This window comes from Rhodococcus sp. AB351, from assembly GCF_049538275.1.
Lineage (GTDB): Bacteria > Actinomycetota > Actinomycetes > Mycobacteriales > Mycobacteriaceae > Rhodococcus.
Genome location: NZ_JBMVFW010000001.1, coordinates 218,234 through 240,635 on the forward strand (window position 1 = coordinate 218,234; position 22,402 = coordinate 240,635).

General features: G+C 67.4%; 24 protein-coding genes. 18 read left to right on the forward strand and 6 right to left on the reverse strand.

What is annotated here, in order from left to right; genetic code table 11:
- Positions 1–64: 64 nt before the first annotated feature.
- Positions 65–1,270 carry a 4-hydroxyphenylpyruvate dioxygenase gene (hppD, locus tag ACPCXD_RS01125; protein ID WP_160874527.1) on the forward strand — a complete coding sequence of 402 codons (1,206 nt, stop codon included), beginning with the start codon at positions 65–67 and terminating at the stop codon, positions 1,268–1,270.
- Between the two features lie 8 nt (positions 1,271–1,278).
- Here the strand turns inward: hppD and ACPCXD_RS01130 are convergent, their stop codons facing one another.
- Positions 1,279–1,719, reverse strand: coding sequence for an SRPBCC family protein (locus ACPCXD_RS01130; RefSeq protein WP_160874525.1), 441 nt, complete (start codon positions 1,717–1,719; stop codon positions 1,279–1,281).
- Between the two features lie 150 nt (positions 1,720–1,869).
- Here ACPCXD_RS01130 and ACPCXD_RS01135 point away from each other — a divergent pair, with 150 nt between their 5' ends.
- The 5 genes from ACPCXD_RS01135 to ACPCXD_RS01155 all read left to right on the forward strand — a co-directional run bounded on the left by ACPCXD_RS01135 (position 1,870) and on the right by ACPCXD_RS01155 (position 6,751).
- Positions 1,870–2,997 carry an NDMA-dependent alcohol dehydrogenase gene (locus ACPCXD_RS01135; RefSeq protein WP_423657970.1) on the forward strand — a complete coding sequence of 376 codons (1,128 nt, stop codon included), beginning with the start codon at positions 1,870–1,872 and terminating at the stop codon, positions 2,995–2,997.
- 66 nt (positions 2,998–3,063) lie between these two features.
- On the forward strand, positions 3,064–3,690 hold the full coding sequence (locus tag ACPCXD_RS01140; RefSeq protein WP_088898646.1) for a TetR/AcrR family transcriptional regulator: 627 nt from the start codon (positions 3,064–3,066) through the stop codon (positions 3,688–3,690).
- A 93-nt stretch (positions 3,691–3,783) separates the two neighbouring features.
- On the forward strand, positions 3,784–4,995 hold the full coding sequence (locus ACPCXD_RS01145) for an acyl-CoA dehydrogenase family protein (protein WP_088898706.1): 1,212 nt from the start codon (positions 3,784–3,786) through the stop codon (positions 4,993–4,995).
- Positions 4,992–6,020 carry a phosphotransferase family protein gene (locus ACPCXD_RS01150; RefSeq protein WP_423657973.1) on the forward strand — a complete coding sequence of 343 codons (1,029 nt, stop codon included), beginning with the start codon at positions 4,992–4,994 and terminating at the stop codon, positions 6,018–6,020. The genes ACPCXD_RS01145 and ACPCXD_RS01150 overlap by 4 nt, the downstream gene beginning before the upstream one ends.
- Positions 6,017–6,751: an SDR family NAD(P)-dependent oxidoreductase gene (locus ACPCXD_RS01155; RefSeq protein ID WP_230824981.1), complete on the forward strand. Its 735-nt coding sequence runs from the start codon at positions 6,017–6,019 to the stop codon at positions 6,749–6,751. The genes ACPCXD_RS01150 and ACPCXD_RS01155 overlap by 4 nt, the downstream gene beginning before the upstream one ends.
- 4 nt (positions 6,752–6,755) lie before the next feature.
- Here the strand turns inward: ACPCXD_RS01155 and ACPCXD_RS01160 are convergent, their stop codons facing one another.
- Entirely contained in the window at positions 6,756–8,135 is a 1,380-nt protein-coding gene (locus ACPCXD_RS01160) for a cytochrome P450 (protein WP_230824983.1), read from the reverse strand.
- Positions 8,136–8,230: 95 nt separating this feature from the next.
- Between ACPCXD_RS01160 and ACPCXD_RS01165 the strand changes: the two genes are divergently transcribed.
- Positions 8,231–8,851, forward strand: coding sequence for a TetR/AcrR family transcriptional regulator (locus ACPCXD_RS01165; RefSeq protein WP_016692527.1), 621 nt, complete (start codon positions 8,231–8,233; stop codon positions 8,849–8,851).
- A gap of 42 nt (positions 8,852–8,893) precedes the next feature.
- On the opposite strand, the gene ACPCXD_RS01170 is transcribed toward ACPCXD_RS01165, so the two are convergent.
- A complete protein-coding gene (locus ACPCXD_RS01170; protein WP_088898650.1) occupies positions 8,894–9,616 on the reverse strand; it encodes a ribulose 1,5-bisphosphate carboxylase large subunit in 723 nt (240 codons plus the stop codon).
- 108 nt (positions 9,617–9,724) lie between these two features.
- Between ACPCXD_RS01170 and ACPCXD_RS01175 the strand changes: the two genes are divergently transcribed.
- The 4 genes from ACPCXD_RS01175 to ACPCXD_RS01190 are packed head-to-tail and all read left to right on the forward strand — an operon-like array spanning position 9,725 to position 12,234.
- Positions 9,725–10,255: a methylated-DNA--[protein]-cysteine S-methyltransferase gene (locus ACPCXD_RS01175; RefSeq protein ID WP_160874521.1), complete on the forward strand. Its 531-nt coding sequence runs from the start codon at positions 9,725–9,727 to the stop codon at positions 10,253–10,255.
- Positions 10,242–10,757, forward strand: coding sequence for an RNA polymerase sigma factor (locus tag ACPCXD_RS01180; protein WP_202399568.1), 516 nt, complete (start codon positions 10,242–10,244; stop codon positions 10,755–10,757). The genes ACPCXD_RS01175 and ACPCXD_RS01180 overlap by 14 nt, the downstream gene beginning before the upstream one ends.
- Positions 10,745–11,341, forward strand: coding sequence for a methylated-DNA--[protein]-cysteine S-methyltransferase (locus ACPCXD_RS01185; protein ID WP_016692523.1), 597 nt, complete (start codon positions 10,745–10,747; stop codon positions 11,339–11,341). Before ACPCXD_RS01180 ends, ACPCXD_RS01185 begins: the two co-directional genes overlap by 13 nt.
- Entirely contained in the window at positions 11,338–12,234 is an 897-nt protein-coding gene (locus ACPCXD_RS01190) for a DNA-3-methyladenine glycosylase family protein (protein WP_423657978.1), read from the forward strand. The genes ACPCXD_RS01185 and ACPCXD_RS01190 overlap by 4 nt, the downstream gene beginning before the upstream one ends.
- Here the strand turns inward: ACPCXD_RS01190 and ACPCXD_RS01195 are convergent.
- The 3 genes from ACPCXD_RS01195 to ACPCXD_RS01205 form a co-directional block, all read right to left on the reverse strand.
- Positions 12,207–13,772, reverse strand: a complete 1,566-nt coding sequence (locus tag ACPCXD_RS01195) for a bifunctional 3'-5' exonuclease/DNA polymerase (RefSeq protein WP_423657980.1) — start codon at positions 13,770–13,772, stop codon at positions 12,207–12,209. The two genes, ACPCXD_RS01190 and ACPCXD_RS01195, sit on opposite strands and share 28 nt — an antisense overlap.
- A 132-nt stretch (positions 13,773–13,904) precedes the next feature.
- Positions 13,905–15,410, reverse strand: a complete 1,506-nt coding sequence (locus ACPCXD_RS01200; protein WP_423657982.1) for a YhgE/Pip domain-containing protein — start codon at positions 15,408–15,410, stop codon at positions 13,905–13,907.
- Positions 15,411–15,518: 108 nt separating this feature from the next.
- On the reverse strand, positions 15,519–16,181 hold the full coding sequence (locus tag ACPCXD_RS01205; RefSeq protein WP_189637522.1) for an IclR family transcriptional regulator: 663 nt from the start codon (positions 16,179–16,181) through the stop codon (positions 15,519–15,521).
- 176 nt (positions 16,182–16,357) lie between these two features.
- Here ACPCXD_RS01205 and ACPCXD_RS01210 point away from each other — a divergent pair, with 176 nt between their 5' ends.
- The 7 genes from ACPCXD_RS01210 to ACPCXD_RS01240 all read left to right on the forward strand — a co-directional run bounded on the left by ACPCXD_RS01210 (position 16,358) and on the right by ACPCXD_RS01240 (position 22,396).
- Positions 16,358–16,786 carry a nuclear transport factor 2 family protein gene (locus tag ACPCXD_RS01210; RefSeq protein ID WP_106201103.1) on the forward strand — a complete coding sequence of 143 codons (429 nt, stop codon included), beginning with the start codon at positions 16,358–16,360 and terminating at the stop codon, positions 16,784–16,786.
- A gap of 47 nt (positions 16,787–16,833) precedes the next feature.
- Positions 16,834–17,664 (forward strand): SDR family NAD(P)-dependent oxidoreductase, encoded by an 831-nt coding sequence (locus tag ACPCXD_RS01215; protein ID WP_106201104.1) that lies wholly within the window; start codon positions 16,834–16,836, stop codon positions 17,662–17,664.
- Positions 17,657–18,454 carry an SDR family NAD(P)-dependent oxidoreductase gene (locus tag ACPCXD_RS01220; RefSeq protein WP_026061203.1) on the forward strand — a complete coding sequence of 266 codons (798 nt, stop codon included), beginning with the start codon at positions 17,657–17,659 and terminating at the stop codon, positions 18,452–18,454. The genes ACPCXD_RS01215 and ACPCXD_RS01220 overlap by 8 nt, the downstream gene beginning before the upstream one ends.
- The gene (locus ACPCXD_RS01225; protein ID WP_106201105.1) at positions 18,451–19,911 is read left to right on the forward strand and encodes an FAD-dependent oxidoreductase; all 1,461 of its coding nucleotides are present in this window, start codon (positions 18,451–18,453) and stop codon (positions 19,909–19,911) included. Before ACPCXD_RS01220 ends, ACPCXD_RS01225 begins: the two co-directional genes overlap by 4 nt.
- A gap of 35 nt (positions 19,912–19,946) precedes the next feature.
- Positions 19,947–21,278 (forward strand): MFS transporter, encoded by a 1,332-nt coding sequence (locus ACPCXD_RS01230; protein ID WP_016692514.1) that lies wholly within the window; start codon positions 19,947–19,949, stop codon positions 21,276–21,278.
- Between the two features lie 133 nt (positions 21,279–21,411).
- Positions 21,412–21,816 carry a hypothetical protein gene (locus tag ACPCXD_RS01235; protein WP_423657986.1) on the forward strand — a complete coding sequence of 135 codons (405 nt, stop codon included), beginning with the start codon at positions 21,412–21,414 and terminating at the stop codon, positions 21,814–21,816.
- Between the two features lie 52 nt (positions 21,817–21,868).
- Positions 21,869–22,396: a MarR family winged helix-turn-helix transcriptional regulator gene (locus ACPCXD_RS01240; RefSeq protein WP_016692512.1), complete on the forward strand. Its 528-nt coding sequence runs from the start codon at positions 21,869–21,871 to the stop codon at positions 22,394–22,396.
- Positions 22,397–22,402 lie beyond the last annotated feature (6 nt).

Below are 22,402 nucleotides of genomic sequence, written 5' to 3' on the forward strand. Positions count from 1 at the left end.
GGGTTTCTCCTGGTGACACACGACACAACGACTGTGCCGCAGTGAGCGGCAGGAGGTTGCAGCGATGACTCTGGAATACACCCTGACCGACAGCGAACGACTCGCTCAGCTCGACGCCGAGGAGCTCCGGCGCCTGGTCGGTCTCGTGGAGTACGACAGCGAACGGGATCCCTTCCCCGTCAGCGGCTGGGACGCCGTGGTGTGGGTGGTCGGAAACGCCACGCAGACGGCGCACTACTACCAGTCCGCCTACGGCATGGAACTCATCGCCTATTCCGGACCCACCACCGGCAACCGCGACCACCACGCCTACGTACTGCGCAGCGGCGCCGTGCGATTCGTGATCAAGGGTGCGGTGGATCCGGACAGCCCGCTGATCGAGCACCACCGCCTCCACGGTGACGGCGTGGTCGACATCGCCCTGCAGGTCCCGGATGTCGACAAGTGCATCGAGCACGCCCGGAAGCAGGGGGCGACCGTCCTCGAGGAGCCCTACGAGATCAGCGACGAGAACGGTGTCGTCCGCATCGGCGCCATCGCGACCTACGGCGACACGCGGCACACGCTCGTCGACCGGTCGCGCTACAACGGTCCGTACCTGCCCGGCTACGTCGAGCGCACCTCGACCTACCGCAAGCGCGAGGGTGCGCCCAAGCGCATCTTCCAGGCGCTCGACCATGTCGTCGGCAACGTCGAACTCGGACGCATGGACGAGTGGGTCGACTTCTACAACCGCGTCATGGGTTTCACGAACATGGCGGAGTTCATCGGCGACGACATCGCGACCGACTACTCGGCGCTCATGAGCAAGGTGGTGTGCAACGGCAACCACCGCGTGAAGTTCCCGCTCAACGAGCCCGCCATCGCGAAGAAGCGTTCGCAGATCGACGAGTACCTCGACTTCTACCGCGGACCGGGCGCACAGCATCTCGCCCTGGCGACCAACGACATCCTCACTGCGGTCGACCAGTTGCGCGAGGAGGGCGTCGAGTTCCTCGCGACTCCCGATGCGTACTACGACGATCCGGGGCTACGCGCCCGTATCGGTGAGGTCCGGGTGCCGATCGACGAACTGAAGAAGCGGGGCATCCTGGTCGACCGCGACGAGGACGGCTACCTGCTGCAGATCTTCACCAAGCCCGTCGGCGACCGCCCGACAGTGTTCTTCGAGCTGATCGAGCGCCACGGCTCGCTCGGCTTCGGCAAGGGCAACTTCAAGGCGCTGTTCGAGGCGATCGAGCGGGAGCAGGCCGCGCGCGGCAACTTCTGATTCCGGTCCTAGACGAGCTGACCGAGCCGCGTGCGCAACGCGTGCTCGGTCTGCCGGATCGCCGTTCCCACAATCGGTTCGATGAGCATGCCGAGTGTGCGGCCGGCGATCCCGCCGGGCAGCCGGTAACCGAAGTCGACGTCGAGCCGCGTCGCGTCGCCGAGGTCCGTGAAGGTCCACGACGACGCGGCGCGGAATCCGGCGATCGAGTCGAGGACGATCACGCGATTGCGTTCCCATTCGACGACTTCCACGCGCGAGTCGAGATCCTTGGGGCCGATGCGCATGGTCGAGTCGTAGACGGCACCGAGGCCGGAGACCTGTTCGCTCACGGGTTGGAAGCGGGCCACTCCGAACATCCAGTCGGGGACGTTCCGGTAGTCGTCGACGTAGGAGAACGCGAGGTCGATGGGGATGTCTGCGACGGCGCTGTGGCGGACGTGAATCATGGCTGGAGCCCTTCACGAGAAGTTGTCTGTTACCGAATGTAGCGGGTAAATGGCTGCTGCGGAAGAGTTCCGAACCCGTTGCTCTAACGTCCGATAAGTGTTTGAATGCCGTGACGCACGTCACACACACTTTCGGCTCAGGAGGCTCGGGTGAAGACGAAGGCAGCAGTCGTCAAGGGAATCAACCAGCCGTGGGAGATCGAGGAGATCGATCTCGGCGATCCCGTCGCAGGTGAGGTGCAGATCCGCCTCGCGGCCTCGGGTCTGTGCCATTCCGACGAGCATCTGCGCTCGGGGGCGACACCGCTTCCGTCCTTCCCGGTCCTCGGTGGTCACGAGGGCGCGGGCGTGGTCACCAAGGTGGGCCCGGGAGTACGGGGTCTCGAGGAGGGCGACCACGTCGTCCTCGCGTTCATCCCCGCCTGCGGCCGCTGTCGGGCCTGCGCCAAAGGCATGCAGAACATCTGCGACGAGGGCGCCGGCCTGCTCACCGGCCAGGCGATCTCCGACAAGACCTACCGCGCGACGCTGAACGGCGACCCGGTGCTGCAGATGTGCCTGCTGGGCACGTTCGCGCCGTACGTCACGGTCAACGAGGCGTCGGTCATCAAGATCGAGAAGGACATCCCGCTCGAGAAAGCGGCACTGCTCGGCTGCGGTGTCGCGACCGGCTGGGGTTCGGCCACCGAAATCGGCGGCACCAAGCTCGGCGACACCGTGGTCGTCATCGGTGTCGGCGGTGTCGGCATCAACTCCGTCCAGGGCGCGGCACACGCCGGGGCGCGGTTCGTCGTCGCGATCGACCCGGTCGAGTTCAAGCGGCAGAAGGCCAAGGCGTTCGGCGCGACGCACGTCTTCGCATCGATCGAGGAGGCCGCACCGGTGATCGGCGAGATCACCTGGGGCCAGATGGCCAACGTCACCGTCATCACCGTCGGTGAGATCACCGGCGACATCATCGGCCCCGCACTCGGTCTCACCGCCAAGGGCGGACAGGTCGTGGTCGTCGGCATGGGCCACGCCACCGACTCGCAGGTGACGATGAGCCTGTTCGAACTGACGCTGCTGCAGAAGCGCCTGCAAGGGGCCATCTTCGGTGGCACCGGCCCGCGCTCGCAGATCCCCAAGCTGCTCGAGCTGTATCGCAACGGGCAGCTCGACCTCGACAACCTCGTCACCAAGACCTACAAGCTCGAGGACATCAACGAGGGCTACGCCGACATGCACGCCGGCAAGAACCTCCGCGGCCTCGTCCTCTACGGCGAGGACGATTACTGATCCTGCGAGCGGCTCTCGATCCTGCGAGCGCCGACGTCGCCGGAACCGTCCCTTACGGTGTTGAGCATGGACACGCGTGAGGATTCGGTTTCCGGCGACGTCGGCTCTTGGCGGGACTACGGTCCGACCGACCTGCCCAAGCCGCTCGCCGCTGCACTCGAGGCGTTCGCCGAACGCGGCTACGACGGCACGTCCATCCGCGAGGTCGCGTCGCGATCCGGTCTGTCGGTGCCCGGGCTGTACCACCACTACCCGTCGAAGCAGGCGCTGCTCGTCTCGCTCACGACCACCGTGCTGCACGACCTGCTCGCGCGCAGCCGGCAGGCGATCGATGAAGCCGGACCCACCCCCTCCGAGAAGTTCGACGCCGTCGTCGAGTCACTGCTGCGCTTCCACATGTTCCGCCGCGACCAGGCGTTCGTGGCGTCGACCGAGATGCGCAGCATGGAACCCGAGGCCCGCCGCGCGTTCGTTGCCCTGCGGGACGAGCAGCAGCGCATGATCGACGAGATCGTCGAGGCCGGTGTCGCCGACGGCACCTTCTCCACCCCCTACCCACAGGACGCCAGTCGCGCCGTGACGACGATGTGCGTCGCGGTGGCGAGCTGGTACCGACCGGACGGCTCGCTGTCGCCCGACGAGATCGTGCACCGCTACCTGCAGGTCGCGCGGAGCGCGGTCGGAGCGAAGTAGCCGAGCGCGCCTTCCGGGCTTGACCCGATGGCGGGGATATGCCACCGTGAACTCGACCGAGCGATCGATCGGTCGGTACGGAAGGAGCTCAGCATGGCGGTCGACCTGTCCTACTCGGACCACGTCCGGGACCTCATCGCGCGGACCGAACAGTTCATCCGCGACGAGGTGCTTCCCGTCGAGGACGCCCACGGTGGCGACATCACCGCGGCCGGTGGCGACGCGATCCGGGCGGATCTGCAGAAGGCCGCCAAGGTTGCCGGTGTCTTCGCCCCGCACGCACCCGTCGAATACGGCGGCCACGGCCTGAACATGTCCGACCGCGCCCCGGTCTTCGAGGCCGCGGGTTACTCGCTCTTCGGTCCCACCGCGCTCAACATCGCCGCCCCCGACGAGGGCAACGTGCACATGCTCGCGCACATCGCCAGCGACGAGCAGAAGCAGCAGTTCCTCGCGCCCCTCGCCGCCGGCGACGTGCGCTCGGCCTTCGCGATGACCGAGCCCGCCCCCGGCGCCGGCGCCGATCCCAACGCGCTGAATACACGCGCCGAGAAGGTCTCCGGTGGCTGGAAGATCAACGGCCGCAAGCACTTCATCACCGGCGCCGACGGTGCCGGATTCTTCATCATCATGGCCCGCACCTCGGGCGAGCCCGGCCAGCGCGGCGGCGCGACCATGTTCCTCGCCCCCGCCGACACCGCGGGCCTGAAGGTCGGCCGCCATATCAACACCCTCGACCGCTCCATGATCGGCGGTCACTGCGAGGTCGACTTCGAGGACCTGTTCGTCCCCGACTCCGCCGTGCTCGGCGAGGTCGACCAGGGCTTCGCCTACGCGCAGGTGCGCCTCGGCCCTGCCCGCATGACGCACGTGATGCGCTGGCTCGGTGCCGCCCGCCGCGGTCACGACACCGCCGTCCGCTACGTCGCGGAACGTGAAGGATTCGGCTCCCGCCTCGGCGATCTCGGCATGATCCAGAAGATGATCGCCGACAACGAGATCGACATCGCCGCGACCCGTGCGCTGCTCGTGCAGGCGTGCTGGGAACTCGACCAGGGTTCGCACGCCTCGAACGCCACGTCGATCGCCAAGACCTTCGCCGCCGAAGCGATCTTCCGCATCGTCGACCGCTCCGCTCAGATGTGCGGCGGTCTCGGTGTCTCCGAAGACCTTCCGATCGCACGCCTCACCCGCGAGGTCCGGCCGTTCCGCGTGTACGACGGCCCGTCCGAGGTGCACCGCTGGGCCATCGCCAAGCGTGCCGTCGGCGCCGTCCGCAAGGCGGCCCGCGAGGCCGCGAAATGACCGCCGTGCACGAGGGACTCGACCTCGCCGTTCTCGAGCGTTTCCTCGCCGACTCCGGTGTGACCGTCCACGGTGAACTCCGGGCGGAGCTCATCTCGGGCGGCAAGTCCAACCTCACCTACGGGCTGCGCGACGACAGGTCCCACTGGGTGCTGCGTCGCCCTCCGACCACGGGTCTGACGCCGTCGGCGCACGACGTCGCCCGCGAGTTCCGCATCACGTCGGCACTGAAGGGCGCCGGTGTGCCGGTCGCGCCCACCGTCGTCCAGTGCGAGGACGACTCGGTGATGGGCGCGCCGTTCACCGTCGTCGAGTTCGTCGACGGACGTGTGGTGCGCAGCAAAGCCGACCTCGACGCGCTCGGCGACGACGAGATCGACCGCTGCGTCGGTGAACTCGTGCGCATCATCGCCGAACTGCACAACGTCGACTTCGAGGCCGTCGGTCTCGGGGGACTGGGCCGGCCGGACGGCTACGTGACCCGGCAGGTGAAGCTGTGGGCGAGCCAGTGGGGCCGGGTCAAGACCCGCGAACTGCCGGATCTCGAACGGCTGCACGCCGCGCTCGCCGAGTCGATCCCGGAGTCGCCCGCCCCGTCGATCGTCCACGGCGACTACCGCATCGACAACACCATCCTGGACCCGACCGACCCGGCACGCGTCGTCGCCGTGGTGGACTGGGAACTGTCCACCCTCGGCGACCCGCTCACCGATCTCGCCATGATGTGCGTGTACCGGCATCCGGCGCTCGACGACATCCTGGGCTTCCCGGCGGCATGGTCGAGCGACCGCCTGCCGGCGGCGGACGATCTGGTGCAGCGCTACGCCACGGCGTCGGGTCGCGACATCGCCAACTGGAACTTCTACATGGGTCTGGCCTACCTCAAGCTCGCCGTCATCGCCGAGGGCATCAACCATCGGTGGCGTGCCGGAGCGACCGTCGGCGACGGTTTCGACCGTGCCGGTGAAGCCGTGCCGGATCTGGTGGCAGCAGGACTCGCAGCACTGAAGGGAGCACACGCGTGACCAGCGCGCTCGTGACCGGAGCCTCGAGAGGAATCGGCCTCGGTATCGCAACCCGCCTCGCCGAACGCGGCTACGCGCTGACGATCAGCGCTCGCGGCGCGGAACGCCTCGAGAGCGTCGCCGAGCGTCTGCGGGAGGCGGGTGCCAAGGAGGTACGTGCCGTCGCAGCCGATCTCGCCGATCCGGAAGCCACCGCCCGCGTCGTGGAGACGCATCGCGAGGCGTTCGGTTCGATGAAGGCGCTGATCCTCAATGCCGGTGTCGGCACGGCAGGCCCGATCGCCGAGTTCCCGGCCCGGCGGTTCGACAAGACGGTCGCTGTGAACCTCAATGCTCCGTTCGCGCTCATCCAGGCGTCGCTGCCGTTGCTGCGCGCCGAGGCGGAGAGCGATCCGGCCCGCGGATCGAAGATCGTTGCGCTCTCGTCGATCACGGGTGTCTACGCCGAGGCCGGTCTCGCCGCCTACGGTGCGACGAAGGCCGCGTTGATCTCGCTGGTGGAGACGCTCAACGCCGAGGAGTCCGGTAACGGCATCTCGGCGTCGGCGCTCGCACCCGCCTACGTCGACACCGACATGTCCGACTGGATCAAGGACAAGATCCCGGCCGAGTCCATGATCGAGGTGAACGACGTCGTCGAGATCGTCGACGCGCTGCTCAAGCTGTCGTCGCGGGCCGTGGTGCCCAAGCTCGTGCTCAGCCGCGCGGGCGCAGGTCTCTACACCGCCTGATGCTCTACACGGCCTGACGTTCGGAGTCGGTCGACCGCAGTCGCAGGTCGACCGGCTGCCCGTCGGACGGGAACGGCAACGACGTGAAGTCGAGCGGGGCGACGTAGCCGGGGTCGACGTGCCAGTCGAAGCGCAGCAGCAGTTGGTGGACGATCGCTTTGACCTCGACCCCGGCGAAGTGCATGCCGAGGCACTTGTGGACGCCCCCACCGAACGGCTCCCACGCGTAGCGGTGGACCTTGTCCTCGCGTCGATGCTCCGCGAAGCGTTCGGGGTCGAAACGTTCGGGCTCCGGCCAGTACTCCGGCATGTGGTGCGTGAAGTGCGGTGCCACGGAGGCATACGTACCGGCCGGCACGAAGTGTCCCCGGACCTCGGTGTCGCGCACGGCCCGTCGCGCCAGGACCGGGACCGGGGAGACCAGCCGGAGGCATTCCTTCATCACCAGATCGAGGCTGCCGAGCGCGTCGAGATCGGCGTGACTCGGTGCGGCGGTGCCCAGCGCGAGCGACTCGGCCCGGCACCGGTCCTGCCACTGCGGGTGTTGCCCGAGATACTGCATCATCGTGGAGATCGTGATGGTCGACGTGTCGTGCGCGGCCATCAGCAGGAAGATCATGTGATCGACGATCTCGTCGTCGCTGAACCGTTGTCCCGCTTCGGATTCGATGTGACACAGCACCGAGAAGAGGTCGTCCGTCTCGCGCGAGCGTCGTGCCGGGAGATAGTGCCGGAAGAAATCCTCGAGCACCCGGCGCCCGTCGAGTCCGCGCTTCCATCTGGTGCCGGGGACGGGATACCGGACGATCGAGGTCGCGGCCTGCACGCAGTCGATGAATGCCTTCTTCACCGCTTCGATCTCGGCCGGTGTGGAGTCCTCGGCGCCGCCCATGAAGATGTCGGTGGCGAGATCGAGCGTGAGTGTCTTCAGTGCCGTGTAGGCGCGGAATCCGTCGGTGGGAACCCACTTGTCGAGTTTCTCGGCGATCGACGGGTTCATGGCGTCGACGGTCTTCTCGAGGCGTGATCGGGTGAACGCCTGCTGCATGATGCGGCGGTGCCGGTGATGTTCCTCCGAGTCGAGGAGCATGAGGCCGCCGTGGAAGAACGGCCCGATCAGTGCCGACCAACCGTCGCCGTTGGCGAAGGCCCGGTCCTTGTTCTGCAGCACCTCCTGGCAGGCGTCGGGTCCGAGGACCGAGATCCAGCGTCGACCGGCCGCCGAGAAGCAGGAGACCTCGCCGTAGCGGTCCCAGTGCTTCTGCATCATCGCGAGGGGATCGCGGATGTATTCGAGGACGTGCCCGATACCGGGTATTCCCGATCGTCCCGGGACCGGGCGCAGCTGGGAGTGGGCGGGGGGAGCCGCCAGGATCCGGGTCACGACGAACCTCCAGTTCTGCGGACATCTGACAGGAGACCCTGTCAGATTGGGGTGTAGTCTGCGTCACATCGATCGCGTCTGTCAAGATCGGTCCCATGACTTCCCCCGCGCCCCGCCGCTACGCCGGTCTGAGCGGCGAACAGCGTGTCGCGCTGCGGCGCGAAGCCCTGCTCGAAGCAGGACTGGAACTGTTCGCGGCCTCGGGGAAGAGCGGCGCCACCATGACCGCCATCTGCGCACACGCCAAGCTGACGGAGCGGTACTTCTACGAGAGTTTCACCAGCAGGGACGATCTGCTGCAGCAGGTCCTCGACAAGATCGCCGACGAGGTGCGCGAGGCCGTGCTCGCCGTCCTCCGCGCCGGCACGGGCACACTCGAAGACCTCGTGCGGAACGCCATCGCGTCGTTCGTCGCGATCCTCACCGACGACCCGCGCAAGGGCCGGGTCTCGCTCATCGAGTCCGCCGGCTTCGAACCCCTGCGCACCCACAGACGAGCGTCGCTACGGAGTTTCGCCCAGATGGTCGCCGACGAAGCGACCCGCATGTACGGCGACCGGGCGTGGCCGCCGGAGCGGGGTGAGATCAACGGACTGCTGTTCGTCGGGGGTCTGGCCGAACTGGTCACCGCGTGGTTGAACGACGAGATCACCATCTCGCCCGACGAGATCGTCGACGCGGCGACGCACCAGTTCCTCTCGACGGCCCACCGGTAGAGCCTTCCGGGGGTCTGTCAGTCGTCGCCGACCGCGGTGCGGTCAGTCATCACCTTGGATCTCCTTCTCCTCGCCGCGTCGGCGCAGGAAGTTGAAGCCGGGCACGCCCACGATGGCCTGTCGGACGTCCTTCGCGACGAGGAGCAGTTCGTGGATCTCGGGGGAGACGGTGTCGAGCGTCGCCATGATGGGCAGGACCGAGTCGACCCGCTCGGTGATCTCGGGGAGCCGGTCGATGAGCTTGATCGCCGCGCGCAGTTCTTCCGGTGAGAACTCCTCGACGAACTGGGTGGCCAGGGGAGCGGCCCGGTCGGCGAGGGGCTTGTAGGTCTCGAGCAGTTCCCCGGCGGCGTCGGAGCTGCGGCCCGCGGATTCGACGACGACCCGCGCGTCCGCCGCGACCGCCGTCGCGTCGCGCACGACCCCGCCCGTCGAGTCGATGATCTCCGTGGCGCGCGTGACCGCGTCGGCGGCTTCCTCCACCACGCCGATGGTCGAGGCGATCACCTGCGTGGCCTGCGCGACGGCGACCGATGCTCCCTCGACGATGTCGGTGGCGTCGGTGACCACGCTGTCGATGCGGCGGATCAGCGATTCGACCGAGTCGATGAGCGATTCGGCCTCGCCGAGCAGGCTTTCCACCCGCGCCGGGATCGACAGCGCGAACTCGGCGGTCTCGCGGGTGCGTCCGAGCACGGTCCGGGTGACGTCGACGATGGAACCGGCGACCGAGAGTCCGAGCGCGGGCACAGGCAGCGAGATCATGTCGTCATAGTGCAGTACGTCCGATCGTCGTGATCACGGACCTCACATTTTCGGCGTCCCGTTCGTCTACCCGGTACAGAGCACACACCGGATGGAAGGATCGAGGCCGTGACCGCATTGCGCACCCACACCGTCATCGACACACCGATCGGCGAGCTGACGTTGGTGAACACCGACGGCGTCCTGAGCGGCGTGTACATGGCCGAGCATCACCCCGCGCCCGACCGCACCGGTTTCGGCGAGCAGGTCACCGAGGGGTTCGACGAGGCGATCACCCAGTTCGACGAGTACTTCGCGGGTCGCCGTACCCGGTTCACCGTCCCCATCGCTCCCGTCGGGACCCCGTTCCAACGCGAGGTGTGGGAGGCGCTGACGACGATCGAGTACGGCACCACGCGCACCTACTCGGAGATCGCTCTCGCCCTCGGCCGGCCCACCGCGGTACGGGCGGTCGCTGCGGCCAATGCCCGTAACCCGCTCTGCATCATCGTGCCGTGCCATCGCGTCATCGGCAGCAGCGGCAAGCTCACCGGTTACGCCGGTGGCCTCGAGCGCAAACGCTTCCTGCTCGACCAGGAGGCACGGGTGCTGAGTTCCGCCGAGCCCGGTGTCGCCGGCGATACCCATGTCCCTGCCTGATCACCTACCGCGGGCGAGCCTGCCTCCTTTCGAGGAGGTGGTCGGCCGCCACGGCGCGACGGTCCTCCGGGTCTGCCGCGCACTGCTCGGAGCCGTCGACGCCGACGACGCCTGGTCCGAGACCTTCCTCGCGGCGTTGCGCGCCTATCCCGATCTGCCTCCGGGCAGCAACGTCGAAGCGTGGCTCGTGACCATCGCGCACCGCAAGGCCGTCGACATCCACCGGGTGCGCGGGCGGACGCCGGTCCCCACTGAGAACCTCCCCGAACCCGCGTCGGCCACGGGAAACCCCGGTGAGGGCGACGACGAACTGTGGAGCGCGGTCGCCGAGCTTCCCTTCACGCAGCGCGCGGCGCTGGTCTACCACTACGTCGGGGGCTTGCCCTACGCGGAGATCGGCACGATCCTCGGCAACAGTCCGGCCGCGGCACGTCGCGCAGCGGCCGACGGTCGGGCTGCGTTGCGTCGTCGGATCGAACACGGAACAGGATGTCGCTCATGAACTTTCCACAACCCTCGGTCGGATCGGCCGATCTCGCGTGGTTGCGGGAGAAGCTCGTACTCGACGCCGAAGCGGCCGGGTTGCTCGATGTCGCTTTCCGCGTCGTCGACACCCCCGTCGGTCCGCTCCTGCTGGCCACCACCACCGTCGGACTCGTGCGGGTCGCCTACGTCGCCGACGGATCCGACGCCGTGCTCGACGAACTCTCCCGCCGGATCAGCCCGCGCGTGCTCGACGCGCCGCGCCGACTCGACCCGGTGGTCCGGCAGCTCGACGAGTACTTCGCCGGTACGAGGACACATTTCGACGTTCCGCTCGATCTGCGTCTCGCCGACGGATTCCGTCGTGAAGTGATCACGCGTCTGCCCGAGATCGAATACGGGCGCACGGCGAGCTATGCCGAGATCGCCGCCGCTGCCGGGAGCCCGCGCGCGGTGCGGGCGGTCGGTACGGCATGCGCGAAGAACCCGCTGCCCGTGGTGGTGCCGTGCCATCGGGTGGTGCGCAGCGACGGCAGCATGGGGCAGTACGTCGGGGGAGTCGAGGCGAAGAGGGCGCTGCTGCAACTCGAGTCAGTGGCATGATCACGACCCTCCGGATTCCGGTGACCGAACCCGTTGCGGTGGGGCCGATGCTGGCGTCGCTGCGAAGCCACACCGTCCCCGGATACGAACACCACGACAGCGCCACCGGCACCCATCACCGCGCGATCCGCACGAACGGCGGTGCCGCGCACATCACCGTCCGCTTCGACGACACGGCGACACCCGACGACGGGAAACGCGGGGAGGTGCGGCATCTCGAGGTTCACGTCGAGGCGGCCGCCCGCGTGGATGTCGAGGAAATCGAAGAGAGGGTCCGTCAGTGGCTGGATCTCGGCGTCGACCCGTCCGTCGTCGATGCGGCATTCGAGCCCGATCCCGTGCTCGGACCTCTCGTGCAGACCCATCCCGGTCTGCGCGTGGTCGGCACCACCGACTGGTTCGCCACCGCTGTGTCGACGGTGCTCGGGCAGCAGGTGAGTGTCGCTGCGGCATGCACATTCGCGGGACGTCTCGTCGCTGCCTTCGGCGACGACGCACCCGGTGGGTTGCGGTGTTTTCCTGCGCCGCACCGACTCGCGACGGTCGAGCAGAGCGACCTGCGTGCCGTCATCGGCACGACGCAGTCGCGTGCCCGCACTGTCTCCGAACTGGCCCGGGCCGCGGCCGACGGGGTGGCGCCGGAGCAACCCTCGTTCGCGGCAGACCTCCTCGCGCTCCCCGGGATCGGACCGTGGACCGTCGACTATCTGGCCCTACGGCTCGGCGACCGCGATGCCTATCCGTCCGGCGATCTCGTTCTCCGGCGAGCCCTGCAGGTGGAGAGCGCGCGCGAAGCCGCCGAGCGCGCCGAACAATGGCGGCCGTGGCGGGCCTACGCCGTCACCCACCTGTGGACGCATGCCACCTACTCGCCGCCCGCATCCTCGGCGTAGACGTTGCGCACGGCGGTGTCCATCGGGAAACGAACCTGCGTGTCGCCGAACATCAGGCGCGTCGCCACCTCGACCGACGCGGTGATGTGCGACGACGCGAGTTCCGGATTGCCGGTGTGCACCACCACCTCGTCGTGCTGGAAGAACACGAGATCGCCGACGGTCGGGTCGGGATCGGTGGTCAGTCGCCGTCGCAGTTCGGCGAGCACGCACAGCGCCCACTCGGCCGCGGTGGCCTGCACGACGAAGTTCCGCGTAAAACGCCCGCGCGCATGCGCATCACCGTGCGAGTGGAATCCCTCCGGAGCGGGTGGGCACGCACGGCCCAGCCACGAATGCACCACCTCGCCACGTTCACCCGCACGGGCGGCACGTTCGACGAAGTCGACGGCGGTCGGGAAGCTGCGACGCAGCACCGTGAGCAGGGCACGCGCGTCGCCGGATGTCGCGCCGTAGAGCACGCCGAGCACCGCGACCTTCGCCTTCGCGCGGTCGCCGCCGAAGGACGCTGCGGCGACCGGGGCGTACAGATCGTCCGAACCGGCGGCCGCCACCATGCGCCGATCACCCGACATCGCCGCCAGGATGCGCGGTTCGAGCTGACCCGCGTCGGCGACGACGAACGACCGTCCCGGATCGGCGATCACGCTCGATCGCAGCGCCTTGGGGATCTGCAGAGCGCCACCGCCGCGACTCGCCCATCGGCCCGACACGACGGCGCTGGGAACGTACACCGGGCGGAACCGATCGTCGCGGACCCAGGTGTCGAGCCAGTGCCAGCCGTTCGTGCTGTACAACTTCGACAGCTCACGGTGCCGCAGCAACAGCGGCACCGCGGGATGGTCGATCCGCTGCAGCACGTGCTTGCGGGTGGACTCGACGGTAATGCCCTCGCGGCGGAACGCCTCGAGCACCTCGCTGTGCGAGGCGGGATTCACGGGGCGGCCGAAGGCGGCGCTGACCTCCTCGACCACCTCGGCGATGCGGCTCGGCAGGTCGTATCCGGTCGGGCGCGGCCCGAGGGTGTCCTCGAGGAGGCGACGATGCGCCTGCGCCGAGAACGGCAACCCGTCGAAACCCATCTCGGCCGCTGCGAGCGTGCCGGCCGATTCGGCGGCGGTGAGCAGCTCGAGGCGGGCGTCGCCGGAGATGCGGCGACGCTGATCGGCGAACTGCGCGACCACCGACTCGACGTCGATGGCGGGTGCCGCATCGAAGAGACCGGGCCGCTCGTCGACCGGCTCCTCCGCAGTGGGCGGGGGCAGTCCCTCCCGCACGGCGAGGATGGCGCCGGTGGTGGCGAGATCGTGGCATCGCTGCACCCGGACGCCGGCGCGGAGCAACTCGGGATAGACCGTTGCTGTCGAGGTCCACACCCACCGCGGTCGCGATTCGGCTTCGATCGCTGCGACGGCATCCGCGAATTCGGGGTACTCCCGCACCGGACCGAGCGGCGCACCGGATGCGTCGACCTCGACGATGCTTGCACCGCGACGGCCCCGGCCGTCCGCAGGATGAGGAACGACGACCGTGCGCACCCATACAGTGTGCTCCATCACGGCGACAGACCCCGACGCGCGGCAACCCCTCGATTCACCCTGGAATTCACCCGTACCGAGAGCGATCCCCGAGAGAACCGCCACTACCGTGGTAGTGGAGGGACTCCGCCGCTACCCCCGACGCGCGGCGGGGTCCCCCATTTCGTTCGCGGGCCCCTCGCTGTCGCCCGAATGCTCGGAGCTGCCGGAGGATTCGCCCGTATCGTCCCGATCGTCCTCACGCGTGTCCACGCTGTCGTCCGAACGAACCGTGTCGGTCGCGACCGCCGAATTCCGATCGTGCTGTCGCGACGGCCGCCAGGGCAGACGCACGGGTGCGTCCGCGGCCCGGTGGAAACCGACACGGTCGTAGATCCACGTCACCAGGGCGCCGACGACGAGACCGAACACGACGCCGACGATCGTCATCGTCACGCCGTGGCCGAGCCCGGCGTCGGGTCGTCCGTCGAAGTAGAGGATGGACCGCACCGCGAGATAGATCTGGTGCATCGGCTCGAAGGTCGACAACCATTCGAACATCCGCGGGGTGGCCTCGATCGGAATGGTGCCACCGGACGACGGCAGGCCGAGCACGATGAACACGATCAGGTTCACCAGCAGGCCCGCCGCGCCGAAGATCGACATCACCGCGAGGGACGTGATGCCCACGGCCGAGATCGCGAGCGCCCCGTACTCCCACAGCAGCAGCGCGCGCGGCGCCGGCATGCCGAGTGCGGTGGCGATCCACACATACAACGCCGAGACGATCAACGACATGACCACCGTGATGCCCCACTTGAGTGCCAGCACCTGCAGGCGCGACATCCGGGTGGTCTCCCGCGCGATGTAGAGGGGGCCGTATTCGGTGGGCACGAAACCGAGGGCGCTGTCGACGACCGCGTTGATGATCGTGGCGCCGGTGAAGCCGGCCAGGATCAGCAGCAGGGTGTAGAAGAAGGCGGACAGGCCGGCGCCCGTCCCGTCGGGCAGCGGCTTGTGCTCGACGGTGAGTGCATCGATCGGCTGGGTCAGGACGAGGCTGGATGCTCCGGACAATTGCAGGTCGGGTGCCGACTCTGCGAGCGTCGCGGTGACGGTCTCGGTCAGCTGCTGCCCGACCGTGTCGTTCACCTGGGTCAGCGCGCGGTCGCCGATCGTCGTGACGATGCCCGTCGCGAACGCGCCCGTCCGGGGATTCGTGTAGAGGGTGATGATCGGCTTCTCGATGTCACCGGGAACGACCGAGGCCTGCGCGAGGATCGAGATGCGTTTGGTGAAGTCGCTCGGGATGACGATCGCGCCGTACAGGCTGCCGTCGTCGAGGCCCTGGTTGGCGGCCGAGATTCCCATCCGTCGGAGGTCGATCTCCTCGGGATCGATGCCGTCGAGGATGCCCTCGGTGATCTGGTCGCCGAAGTTCTGTCGCTCGTCCGATCCGGGCAGCACATCGCCGACGTCCTGATTGACGATGGCCATCGGGAACTGTCTCAGGTTCTCGCTCGGATCGAGGAGTGCGCCGAGATAGAAGTAGGCCAGGGCACTCATCATCGCTGCGACGACAGCGAAGGGCGCGAGCCAGAAGCGCGGGCTGCGAAGGGTGCCGTGGTGCGGATCGGTGGTCGACTGGGTTGAACTCACCTGTCGATTGTGCACACAGGTGTGTGCTGTCGGAGGGCTCGAGTGCTCGAACGCACGCGAAGTCGGGCTGCGTGATCTGTCACTCCGACCCGCTCACCATGCCATCGGTCACCGGAGCAACTCGCCGAGAGCCGCCGCCGCAGAGACCACGGCCGCCGCGAGTCGGGCTTCATCGGTGGCGTCGAAGACCGAGACACCTATCGCCGCCTGCGTACCCCCGGGACGAGTCGGCACTGCTGCCGAGATTCCGATAGTGGTCGATACGACCTCGCCGGCAGAGACCGCATAGCCCGTCTGTCGCGCTCGGGTCACTTCCGGGCGCTCGTCGGGGCGTGGCGGCATGGATCCGAGGATCGCCAGACCGGCCGAGCCTCGATCCAACGGATGGACCTGGCCCGGGCGGAAGGCGATGTGGACATCGGATCGCCGGGGTTCGATCACCATGATCGCGCGCACCACGGTGTCGGATTCGCGGACGACGAGGTGGGCGGTGGCCTCGACGCCGTCGGCGAGATCCTCGAGGATCGGCCGGGCCAGAGTCCGTAGGTCCTGCTCGACGGATTCGGCCAGTGTCACCAGGCCGGTGCCCAGCGAGATGCGCTTGTGGTCGTCGCGGCGGCACAGTCGGTGCGCCTCGAGTGTCCGGACGAGACGGTGGGCGACCGTGCGGTGTACGTCGAGGCTCTCGGCGATCTCGCTGACTGACAGACCATGAGGGTTCCGCGCGAGCAGTTCCAGGATCTCGAGACCGTTGTGGAGCGTCTTGGACATGCCGGCATCCGGCTCGATCCGCGGCAGATCCAGATCCCCCGCTTGTGCAGGTGCATCCCGCATTTGTGTCATGACCCCCGTTACCTCCCTTGACGTCTGTGAACTGTAACACCTAGTATTTCCGTTAATCGCACACTAAGTGCGATTATCGCACACACGGATGGTTTTCGTACGACATGACACGGACCGACTACGTGGACGCGGCGGTTCTCGCCCACATCCACCAGCTCTACGGGCGGCAGAGCCACCTCATCGACGAGGGCGCTGCGCGCGAGTGGGCCGAGACGTTCACCGCCGACGGTGAGTTCTGCTCGCCCAGCTACCCCGCCCCCGTGACAGGCACCGACGATCTCGCGGCCTTCGCCGAGCGTTTCCACGCCGGCGCGCGGGCAGCAGGGGAAGTGCATCGGCACGTCGTCACCAACCTGGCCACCTATCGCGTCGACGAGGACGTCCTTCGTGTGCGGGCCTATCTGCAGATCGTGGCCACCGTTCGTGGCGGCGAATCCAGGCTCGTCCGGTTCACCACCATCGAGGACCGCGTCGTGCGCACCGGCGGCGAATGGCGCATAGCCCGCCGCGTCGTCTCCCGCGACGACAGCTGACCGTCGCATCTCTTTCCTATTCGTTCCACATTTCGGAGGAATCACCCATGACCGTCGACGCCCAGAACCCGGGCCGTACCGTCACCGCCCAGATCGTCGCCCTCTACCCGGAGATGGCCGGCAAGGTTGCCGTCGTCACCGGCGCGGCCCGCGGCATGGGTGCCCAGTTCGCGCGCGGTCTGGCCACGCGCGGCGTGCACGTGGTCGGCGGCGACATCAACGACGTGCAGATGAAGGAGACCGCGGAGCAGATCAACACCGATCTCGCCGTCGAAGCCCTCGTCGAGACACCCGGCACGATGATCGGAGCACGTGTCGACGTGACCGATCCGGCGGAGCACGAGGCGCTCGCGCAGGTCGCGCTGCAGGAGTTCGGTCGCATCGACTTCTGGATCAACAACGCCGGCATCTTCCCGTTCGCCCTCGCCGAGGAGATCTCGAAGGATCAGATCGCGGCGACCCTGGACGTCAACGTCGAAGGCGTGCTCTTCGGTTCGCAGGCCGCGGCGCGGCACATGGAGCCCGGTAGCGCGATCGTGAACATGTCGTCGGTCTCGGCGCTGCGTGTGCGCAAGGGCCGCGGTGCATACTGCGCCTCCAAGGCCGCCGTCGCCCATCTGACCGAATCGCTGGCAGTCGAGTTCGGCGACAAGGGAATCCGTGTCAACTCGATCGCTCCGGGTTATATCGATACCGAGATGACCCGGTGGGTCCAGGAAGACCCGGCCGCACTGAAGCACGCGCTCGACGTCGTCCCGCTGCACCGGCTCGGTGCCCCCGAGGAGGTCTTCGGACCGTTGCTGTTCCTGCTCTCCGACAGCGCCCGCTACGTCACCGGACATTCGATCGCCGTCGACGGTGGATCGCGTCATGTCTGACAGCGTCGTCGAATCCGTGTCGTACCCCTCGGTCGTGCTCGTCACGGGCGCGGCCGGGGGAATGGGCGCCAATCATGCCCGTGCGCTTGCTGCGCGGGGAACGCATGTGTGCCTTGCGGATATCCACGACCCGTCCGAGGTCGTCGAACAGATCGAGGCGGCCGGTGGTTCCGCATCGGCGCATACGCTCGACGTGTCCGACGCCGCGGCATGGGAGCGAGTCGTCGACGAGATCCGCTCCCAGCGAGGTGAACTCGGCGGACTCGTCAACAACGCCGGCATCTCCCGACGTCTCGAATTCATGGACACCCCGGACGACGTCTGGGAGAAGACCATGCGGATCAACCTGTTCGGCCCGTTCTACGGGATGAAGGCGGTGGCTCCGCTCATGCGCGACAGCGGCGGCGGCTCGATCGTCAACATCTCGTCGATCTCGGGGCAGATCGGCTACTTCTCTCCGGCCTATTCGTCGAGCAAGTGGGGCCTGCGGGGCCTGTCCAAATCCGCGGCGGGGAACTTCGCGCGCTGGGGTATCCGCGTCAATTCGGTTCACCCCGGCCTCGTGGGCACGGCCCTGCTCGGCGGCGCCGACGCGTTCGTCGGTGCCGCATTGAACAGCGTTCCGGCCGGCCGGATGGCCACCGTCGACGAGATCACCGACGCTGTGCTCTTCCTGCTGTCGGATCGTTCGAGCTACATGACCGGCAGCGAAGTGACCGTCGACGGCGGCATGACGTCCAACGGCCTCTATCACCGCATCATCGCGGAGACGGGAGATCAACTCTCATGAATGACGACATCATCGACGTCGTGGTGATCGGTGGTGGCGGTGCCGGTCTCGCGGCCGCAGTGTCCGCTGCCGAATCCGGCGCGAGCGTCCTGCTGTTCGAATCCGAAACCGAACTGGGTGGGTCGACGCAACTCTCCGCGGGACTGTTCACTGCGGCAGGCACCAGTGTGCAGCGCGGTCTCGGTATCGAGGACTCCGCCGAGAAGTTCTTCCAGCACTACATGGATCTGAACCACTGGGTCCTCACACCCGGGTTGGTCCGTGCGTTCTGCGAGAATGCGGGCCCCACCCTCGAGTGGCTGATCGGTCTCGGTGTGGAGATCCCCGCCCGGGAATCGTCGAACGCGCACATGCCCGGTCTGTGCCAGGCCGGCGTCGAAGACGTGTGGCGCGGGCACGTGCCGAAGGACCAGGGTTACGGACTCGTGCAGACCCTCGACCGTGCACGTCGCGCACACGGTGTGGAAGCCGTGCTCGGCACCCGGGTCCAGCGGCTGCTCGTCGAGGACGGACGTGTGGTCGGTGTCGTCGCCGACGACATCGAGGTCCGTGCCCACGCCGTCGTGGTCGCGTCCGGTGGCTTCGCGCAGAACCGCGACCTGCTCGAGCAGTACTACCCGTATCCGCTCGGAGCCGGCGAGTCGCTCTTCGTCGTCGCCGCCCCGGGTAGCCGTGGCGACCACTTCCGCTTCGGCGAACAGGTCGACTCGGCGATCGCCGGCAAGGACTGGGGGCTGACCATGCCCACCGCCTACTTCCAGCGTTACCACCACTGGCAGGCAGGCTTCCCGCCCAAGTCGCGGGTGTATGTGAACAAGTCCGGCCGGCGGTTCATGGACGAGGACGCCTCGTACGCGGTCTCCGGTGGTCTCATGGATCGTCAGGACGGGCCGGTGTGGGCGATCTTCGACGAGAAGGCACGCACCGGGCTCCCCGCCGGTTACACCGACTGGGACGCCGACCGGATCGCAGAGGAAGCCGACGCCGGTCGTACCCTGCGTGCCGACAGCCTCCCCGAACTCGCCGACCTCATCGGCGTACCGGTCGATGCGTTGGTCACCACGATCGACCGTTGGAACACCCAGCTGCCCAACGGGATCGATCCCGAGTTCCTGCGGCATCGCACCCTCGCCAACAAGGGATCGACCTCGAACCCCGACCCCATCGTGGAGGGACCGTTCTACGCGGCACGTATGCTGCCCGCCGAACTGGTCTGCACCCACGCCGGGCTCGAGATCAACCCGAACGCGGAAGTTCTCGACACCATCGGGAACGTCGTTCCCGGCCTGTACGCGGCCGGAGAAGCAGGCGCCGGCATCCTCGGCCTCCGCTATGTGGGCGGCGGCAACGCCGTCGCCAACGCATTGACCATGGGCCGCATCGCCGGCCTCAACGCGGCCCGGTCGGCTGCATCCGGCGCCGCTCCACGCACCGCACTCGGCGCTGCCGGCGTGTAGCGCCTCCTCCCCTCACATTCGAAAAGGACACGAACATGCTCGGATCGGACGCGGCATCCCCCGCAGTGAGTCCACCCCAGGTCGGCACTCCGCAGCCGAAGCAGTCGACGACGAAGGTCATTCGTGCTGCCGTCGTGGGCACCATCGTCGAGTACTACGACTTCGGTATCTACGGCTACATGGCGACGATGGTCGCCACCCTGTTCTTCGTCTCCGAAGACGAGACAGCTGCTCTGCTCGGTACGTTCGCGGCCTTCGCCGTGGCGTTCTTCCTCCGGGTGCCCGGCGGCATCTTCTTCGGGCACATCGGTGACAAGTACGGCCGGAAGAACGCACTGTCGTGGACGATTCTGCTCATGGTCGTGGCGACCGCGGCCATGGGTCTGATGCCCACCTACGCAACTCTCGGTGTGTGGGCGACGGTTCTGCTCGTGCTCGCCCGCTGCCTTCAGGGCTTCGCGGCCGGCGGTGAACTCGGCGGCGCGAACGCATTCGTCTCCGAATCCGCACCGGCACGCTGGCGCGCGACGCAGACGTCCATGGTCAACTCGGGTACCTACCTGGGGTCGTTGGTGGCGTCTCTCGTGGCGCTCGGCATCACGTCCACTTTCTCGGAGGAACAGATCCTCGAATGGGCATGGCGCATCCCGTTCCTGCTCAGCGTGGTCATCGGTGTCGTCGGCATCTGGATCCGTAACCATCTCGAGGACACCCCGCAGTTCGAGGAACTCGAGGAAAAGGGTGAGACGAAGAAGCTGCCCATCGCCGAGCTGCTGAAGACGTCGGGCGGAAGCGTCGTCAAGATCATCCTGCTCGGTGCGCTCATCATCGGTGGCTACTACATCGCCTCCGTGTATGCCGCGACCTACCTCCAGACCACGGGTGGGCTGTCGTCCTCCGTCGCGTTCCTGTCGACCTGCCTCGCTCTCGTACTCGGTGTGATCACGCTGCCCATCGCCGGTTATCTCGCCGACAAGTACGGGCGCAAGCCGGTGCTGTTCGCCGGTAGTGCCGCATCCGCGATCGTCGGTGTTCCGATGTTCATGCTGATGTCCGGCGGCACCGTCTGGCAGGCCGTCGTCGGCCAGTCCGTGCTGTTCATCTGCGTGTCGGTGGTCAACGGTGCCTCCTTCGTCACCTATGTCGAGATGCTCAAGGCGTCCGTGCGATACAGCGGTATCGCTCTCGGGAACAACGTGACGAACATGTGCCTCGGTGGCACCGCACCGTTCATCGCGACGTGGCTGATCGACGTCACCGGGAATTCGCTGGCACCGGCGGGGTACTTCGTGTTCTGTGCGCTGCTCACCCTCGGTGCGGTCTTCTTCATCGAGGAGACGAAGGGCATCGAACTCCGCACCGACTAGTCCTGTGGTGCAGCCGGAATTGTCGGAGCCCGTCGGGGGCCGACAATTCCGGCATTCCCATATCCGGACCGCGTGGTCCGTGTTTCGATGTCCGGGAGGCACGGGTCCTCGAGACACGGGGTGGAGGGGAACGATGGCGAACGGATTTCGACGGGTACTGCGAGCCGGATCGGTCGCTGCAGTGACAGGAGGGATCGTCCTCGGGGGCGCCGGCGTGGCGTCGGCGCAGGACGAATGGCCGGTCCAGCAACCCAACAGTCCGATCTACGTGTACGACGTGGACCCCGCCAACTGGCTCACCCCCGACGAACTCGCCTACTGGAACCCGCTGGTGAACGAGCCGCGGCTGACCTCACCGTTCGGCACGAACACCCGCATCGTGTGTCAGGGCTTCCACGGCGTGACGACCGACTGCTGGCAGGCCGACCTCGAAGGCCGGCCACACAAGCTTCAGCGTCTGCCCGCGAACCTGCCCAACGTGACGGGGTCGAGCGCACCCGGCGGAGGCGTCGGGCACTTCGTGTATCCGCTCTTCTGATCACCAGATAGTAAATGGATGAATTATCCCGGATCTGCGGTACTGTGACCGCATGTCCGGACCCCGCGACCTCGACTACTGGTCCTTCGTCGAACTCGCGCAGGAGCGTCTGAACAGCAAGTTCGGCGAACATCACCGCAGTGCGACCGAAGTCCTGCTCACGCTCAACCGGGCGTCGGACATCGTCACCTACGACCTCGAGGCCGCCGTTCACCGTCCGCGTGGCCGGTCGTGGTCGGCCTACCGGCTCATGTTCGTCATCTGGCTCGCGGGCCCCATCGAGCCGAACGTTGCCGCGCGGCTCACCGGGATGAGTCGTGCTGCCGTGTCGAATCTGGCGAAACCGCTGGTCGAAGCGGGAATCCTGGAGAAGACTCCGGTCAGCCACGACGCGCGTTCGGTGCAGTTGTCGCTCACCGAAGCGGGGGAGAAGGAGATCCGCGACAGCTTCCGCGCGCAGAACGAGCGCGAGGAGGCCTGGGTGGAGGTGCTCACCCCCACCGAGCAGCAGATTCTCGTGATGCTCCTGAACAAGCTGATCACCAACCGCAGCCAGTTCGACGTGCGCGGACGCAACTGACACAGC

Excerpts from the sequence above, each read along its gene's own strand:
- hppD (WP_160874527.1), top strand. The coding sequence starts at position 65 with ATGACTCTGGAATACACCCTGACCGACAGCGAACGACTCGCTCAGCTC.
- ACPCXD_RS01130 (WP_160874525.1), bottom strand. The coding sequence starts at position 1,719 with ATGATTCACGTCCGCCACAGCGCCGTCGCAGACATCCCCATCGACCTC.
- ACPCXD_RS01140 (WP_088898646.1), top strand. The coding sequence starts at position 3,064 with ATGGACACGCGTGAGGATTCGGTTTCCGGCGACGTCGGCTCTTGGCGG.
- ACPCXD_RS01145 (WP_088898706.1), top strand. The coding sequence starts at position 3,784 with ATGGCGGTCGACCTGTCCTACTCGGACCACGTCCGGGACCTCATCGCG.
- ACPCXD_RS01150 (WP_423657973.1), top strand. The coding sequence starts at position 4,992 with ATGACCGCCGTGCACGAGGGACTCGACCTCGCCGTTCTCGAGCGTTTC.
- ACPCXD_RS01165 (WP_016692527.1), top strand. The coding sequence starts at position 8,231 with ATGACTTCCCCCGCGCCCCGCCGCTACGCCGGTCTGAGCGGCGAACAG.
- ACPCXD_RS01170 (WP_088898650.1), bottom strand. The coding sequence starts at position 9,616 with ATGATCTCGCTGCCTGTGCCCGCGCTCGGACTCTCGGTCGCCGGTTCC.
- ACPCXD_RS01180 (WP_202399568.1), top strand. The coding sequence starts at position 10,242 with ATGTCCCTGCCTGATCACCTACCGCGGGCGAGCCTGCCTCCTTTCGAG.
- ACPCXD_RS01185 (WP_016692523.1), top strand. The coding sequence starts at position 10,745 with ATGTCGCTCATGAACTTTCCACAACCCTCGGTCGGATCGGCCGATCTC.
- ACPCXD_RS01190 (WP_423657978.1), top strand. The coding sequence starts at position 11,338 with ATGATCACGACCCTCCGGATTCCGGTGACCGAACCCGTTGCGGTGGGG.
- ACPCXD_RS01205 (WP_189637522.1), bottom strand. The coding sequence starts at position 16,181 with ATGTCCAAGACGCTCCACAACGGTCTCGAGATCCTGGAACTGCTCGCG.
- ACPCXD_RS01210 (WP_106201103.1), top strand. The coding sequence starts at position 16,358 with ATGACACGGACCGACTACGTGGACGCGGCGGTTCTCGCCCACATCCAC.
- ACPCXD_RS01215 (WP_106201104.1), top strand. The coding sequence starts at position 16,834 with ATGACCGTCGACGCCCAGAACCCGGGCCGTACCGTCACCGCCCAGATC.
- ACPCXD_RS01220 (WP_026061203.1), top strand. The coding sequence starts at position 17,657 with ATGTCTGACAGCGTCGTCGAATCCGTGTCGTACCCCTCGGTCGTGCTC.
- ACPCXD_RS01225 (WP_106201105.1), top strand. The coding sequence starts at position 18,451 with ATGAATGACGACATCATCGACGTCGTGGTGATCGGTGGTGGCGGTGCC.
- ACPCXD_RS01230 (WP_016692514.1), top strand. The coding sequence starts at position 19,947 with ATGCTCGGATCGGACGCGGCATCCCCCGCAGTGAGTCCACCCCAGGTC.
- ACPCXD_RS01235 (WP_423657986.1), top strand. The coding sequence starts at position 21,412 with ATGGCGAACGGATTTCGACGGGTACTGCGAGCCGGATCGGTCGCTGCA.
- ACPCXD_RS01240 (WP_016692512.1), top strand. The coding sequence starts at position 21,869 with ATGTCCGGACCCCGCGACCTCGACTACTGGTCCTTCGTCGAACTCGCG.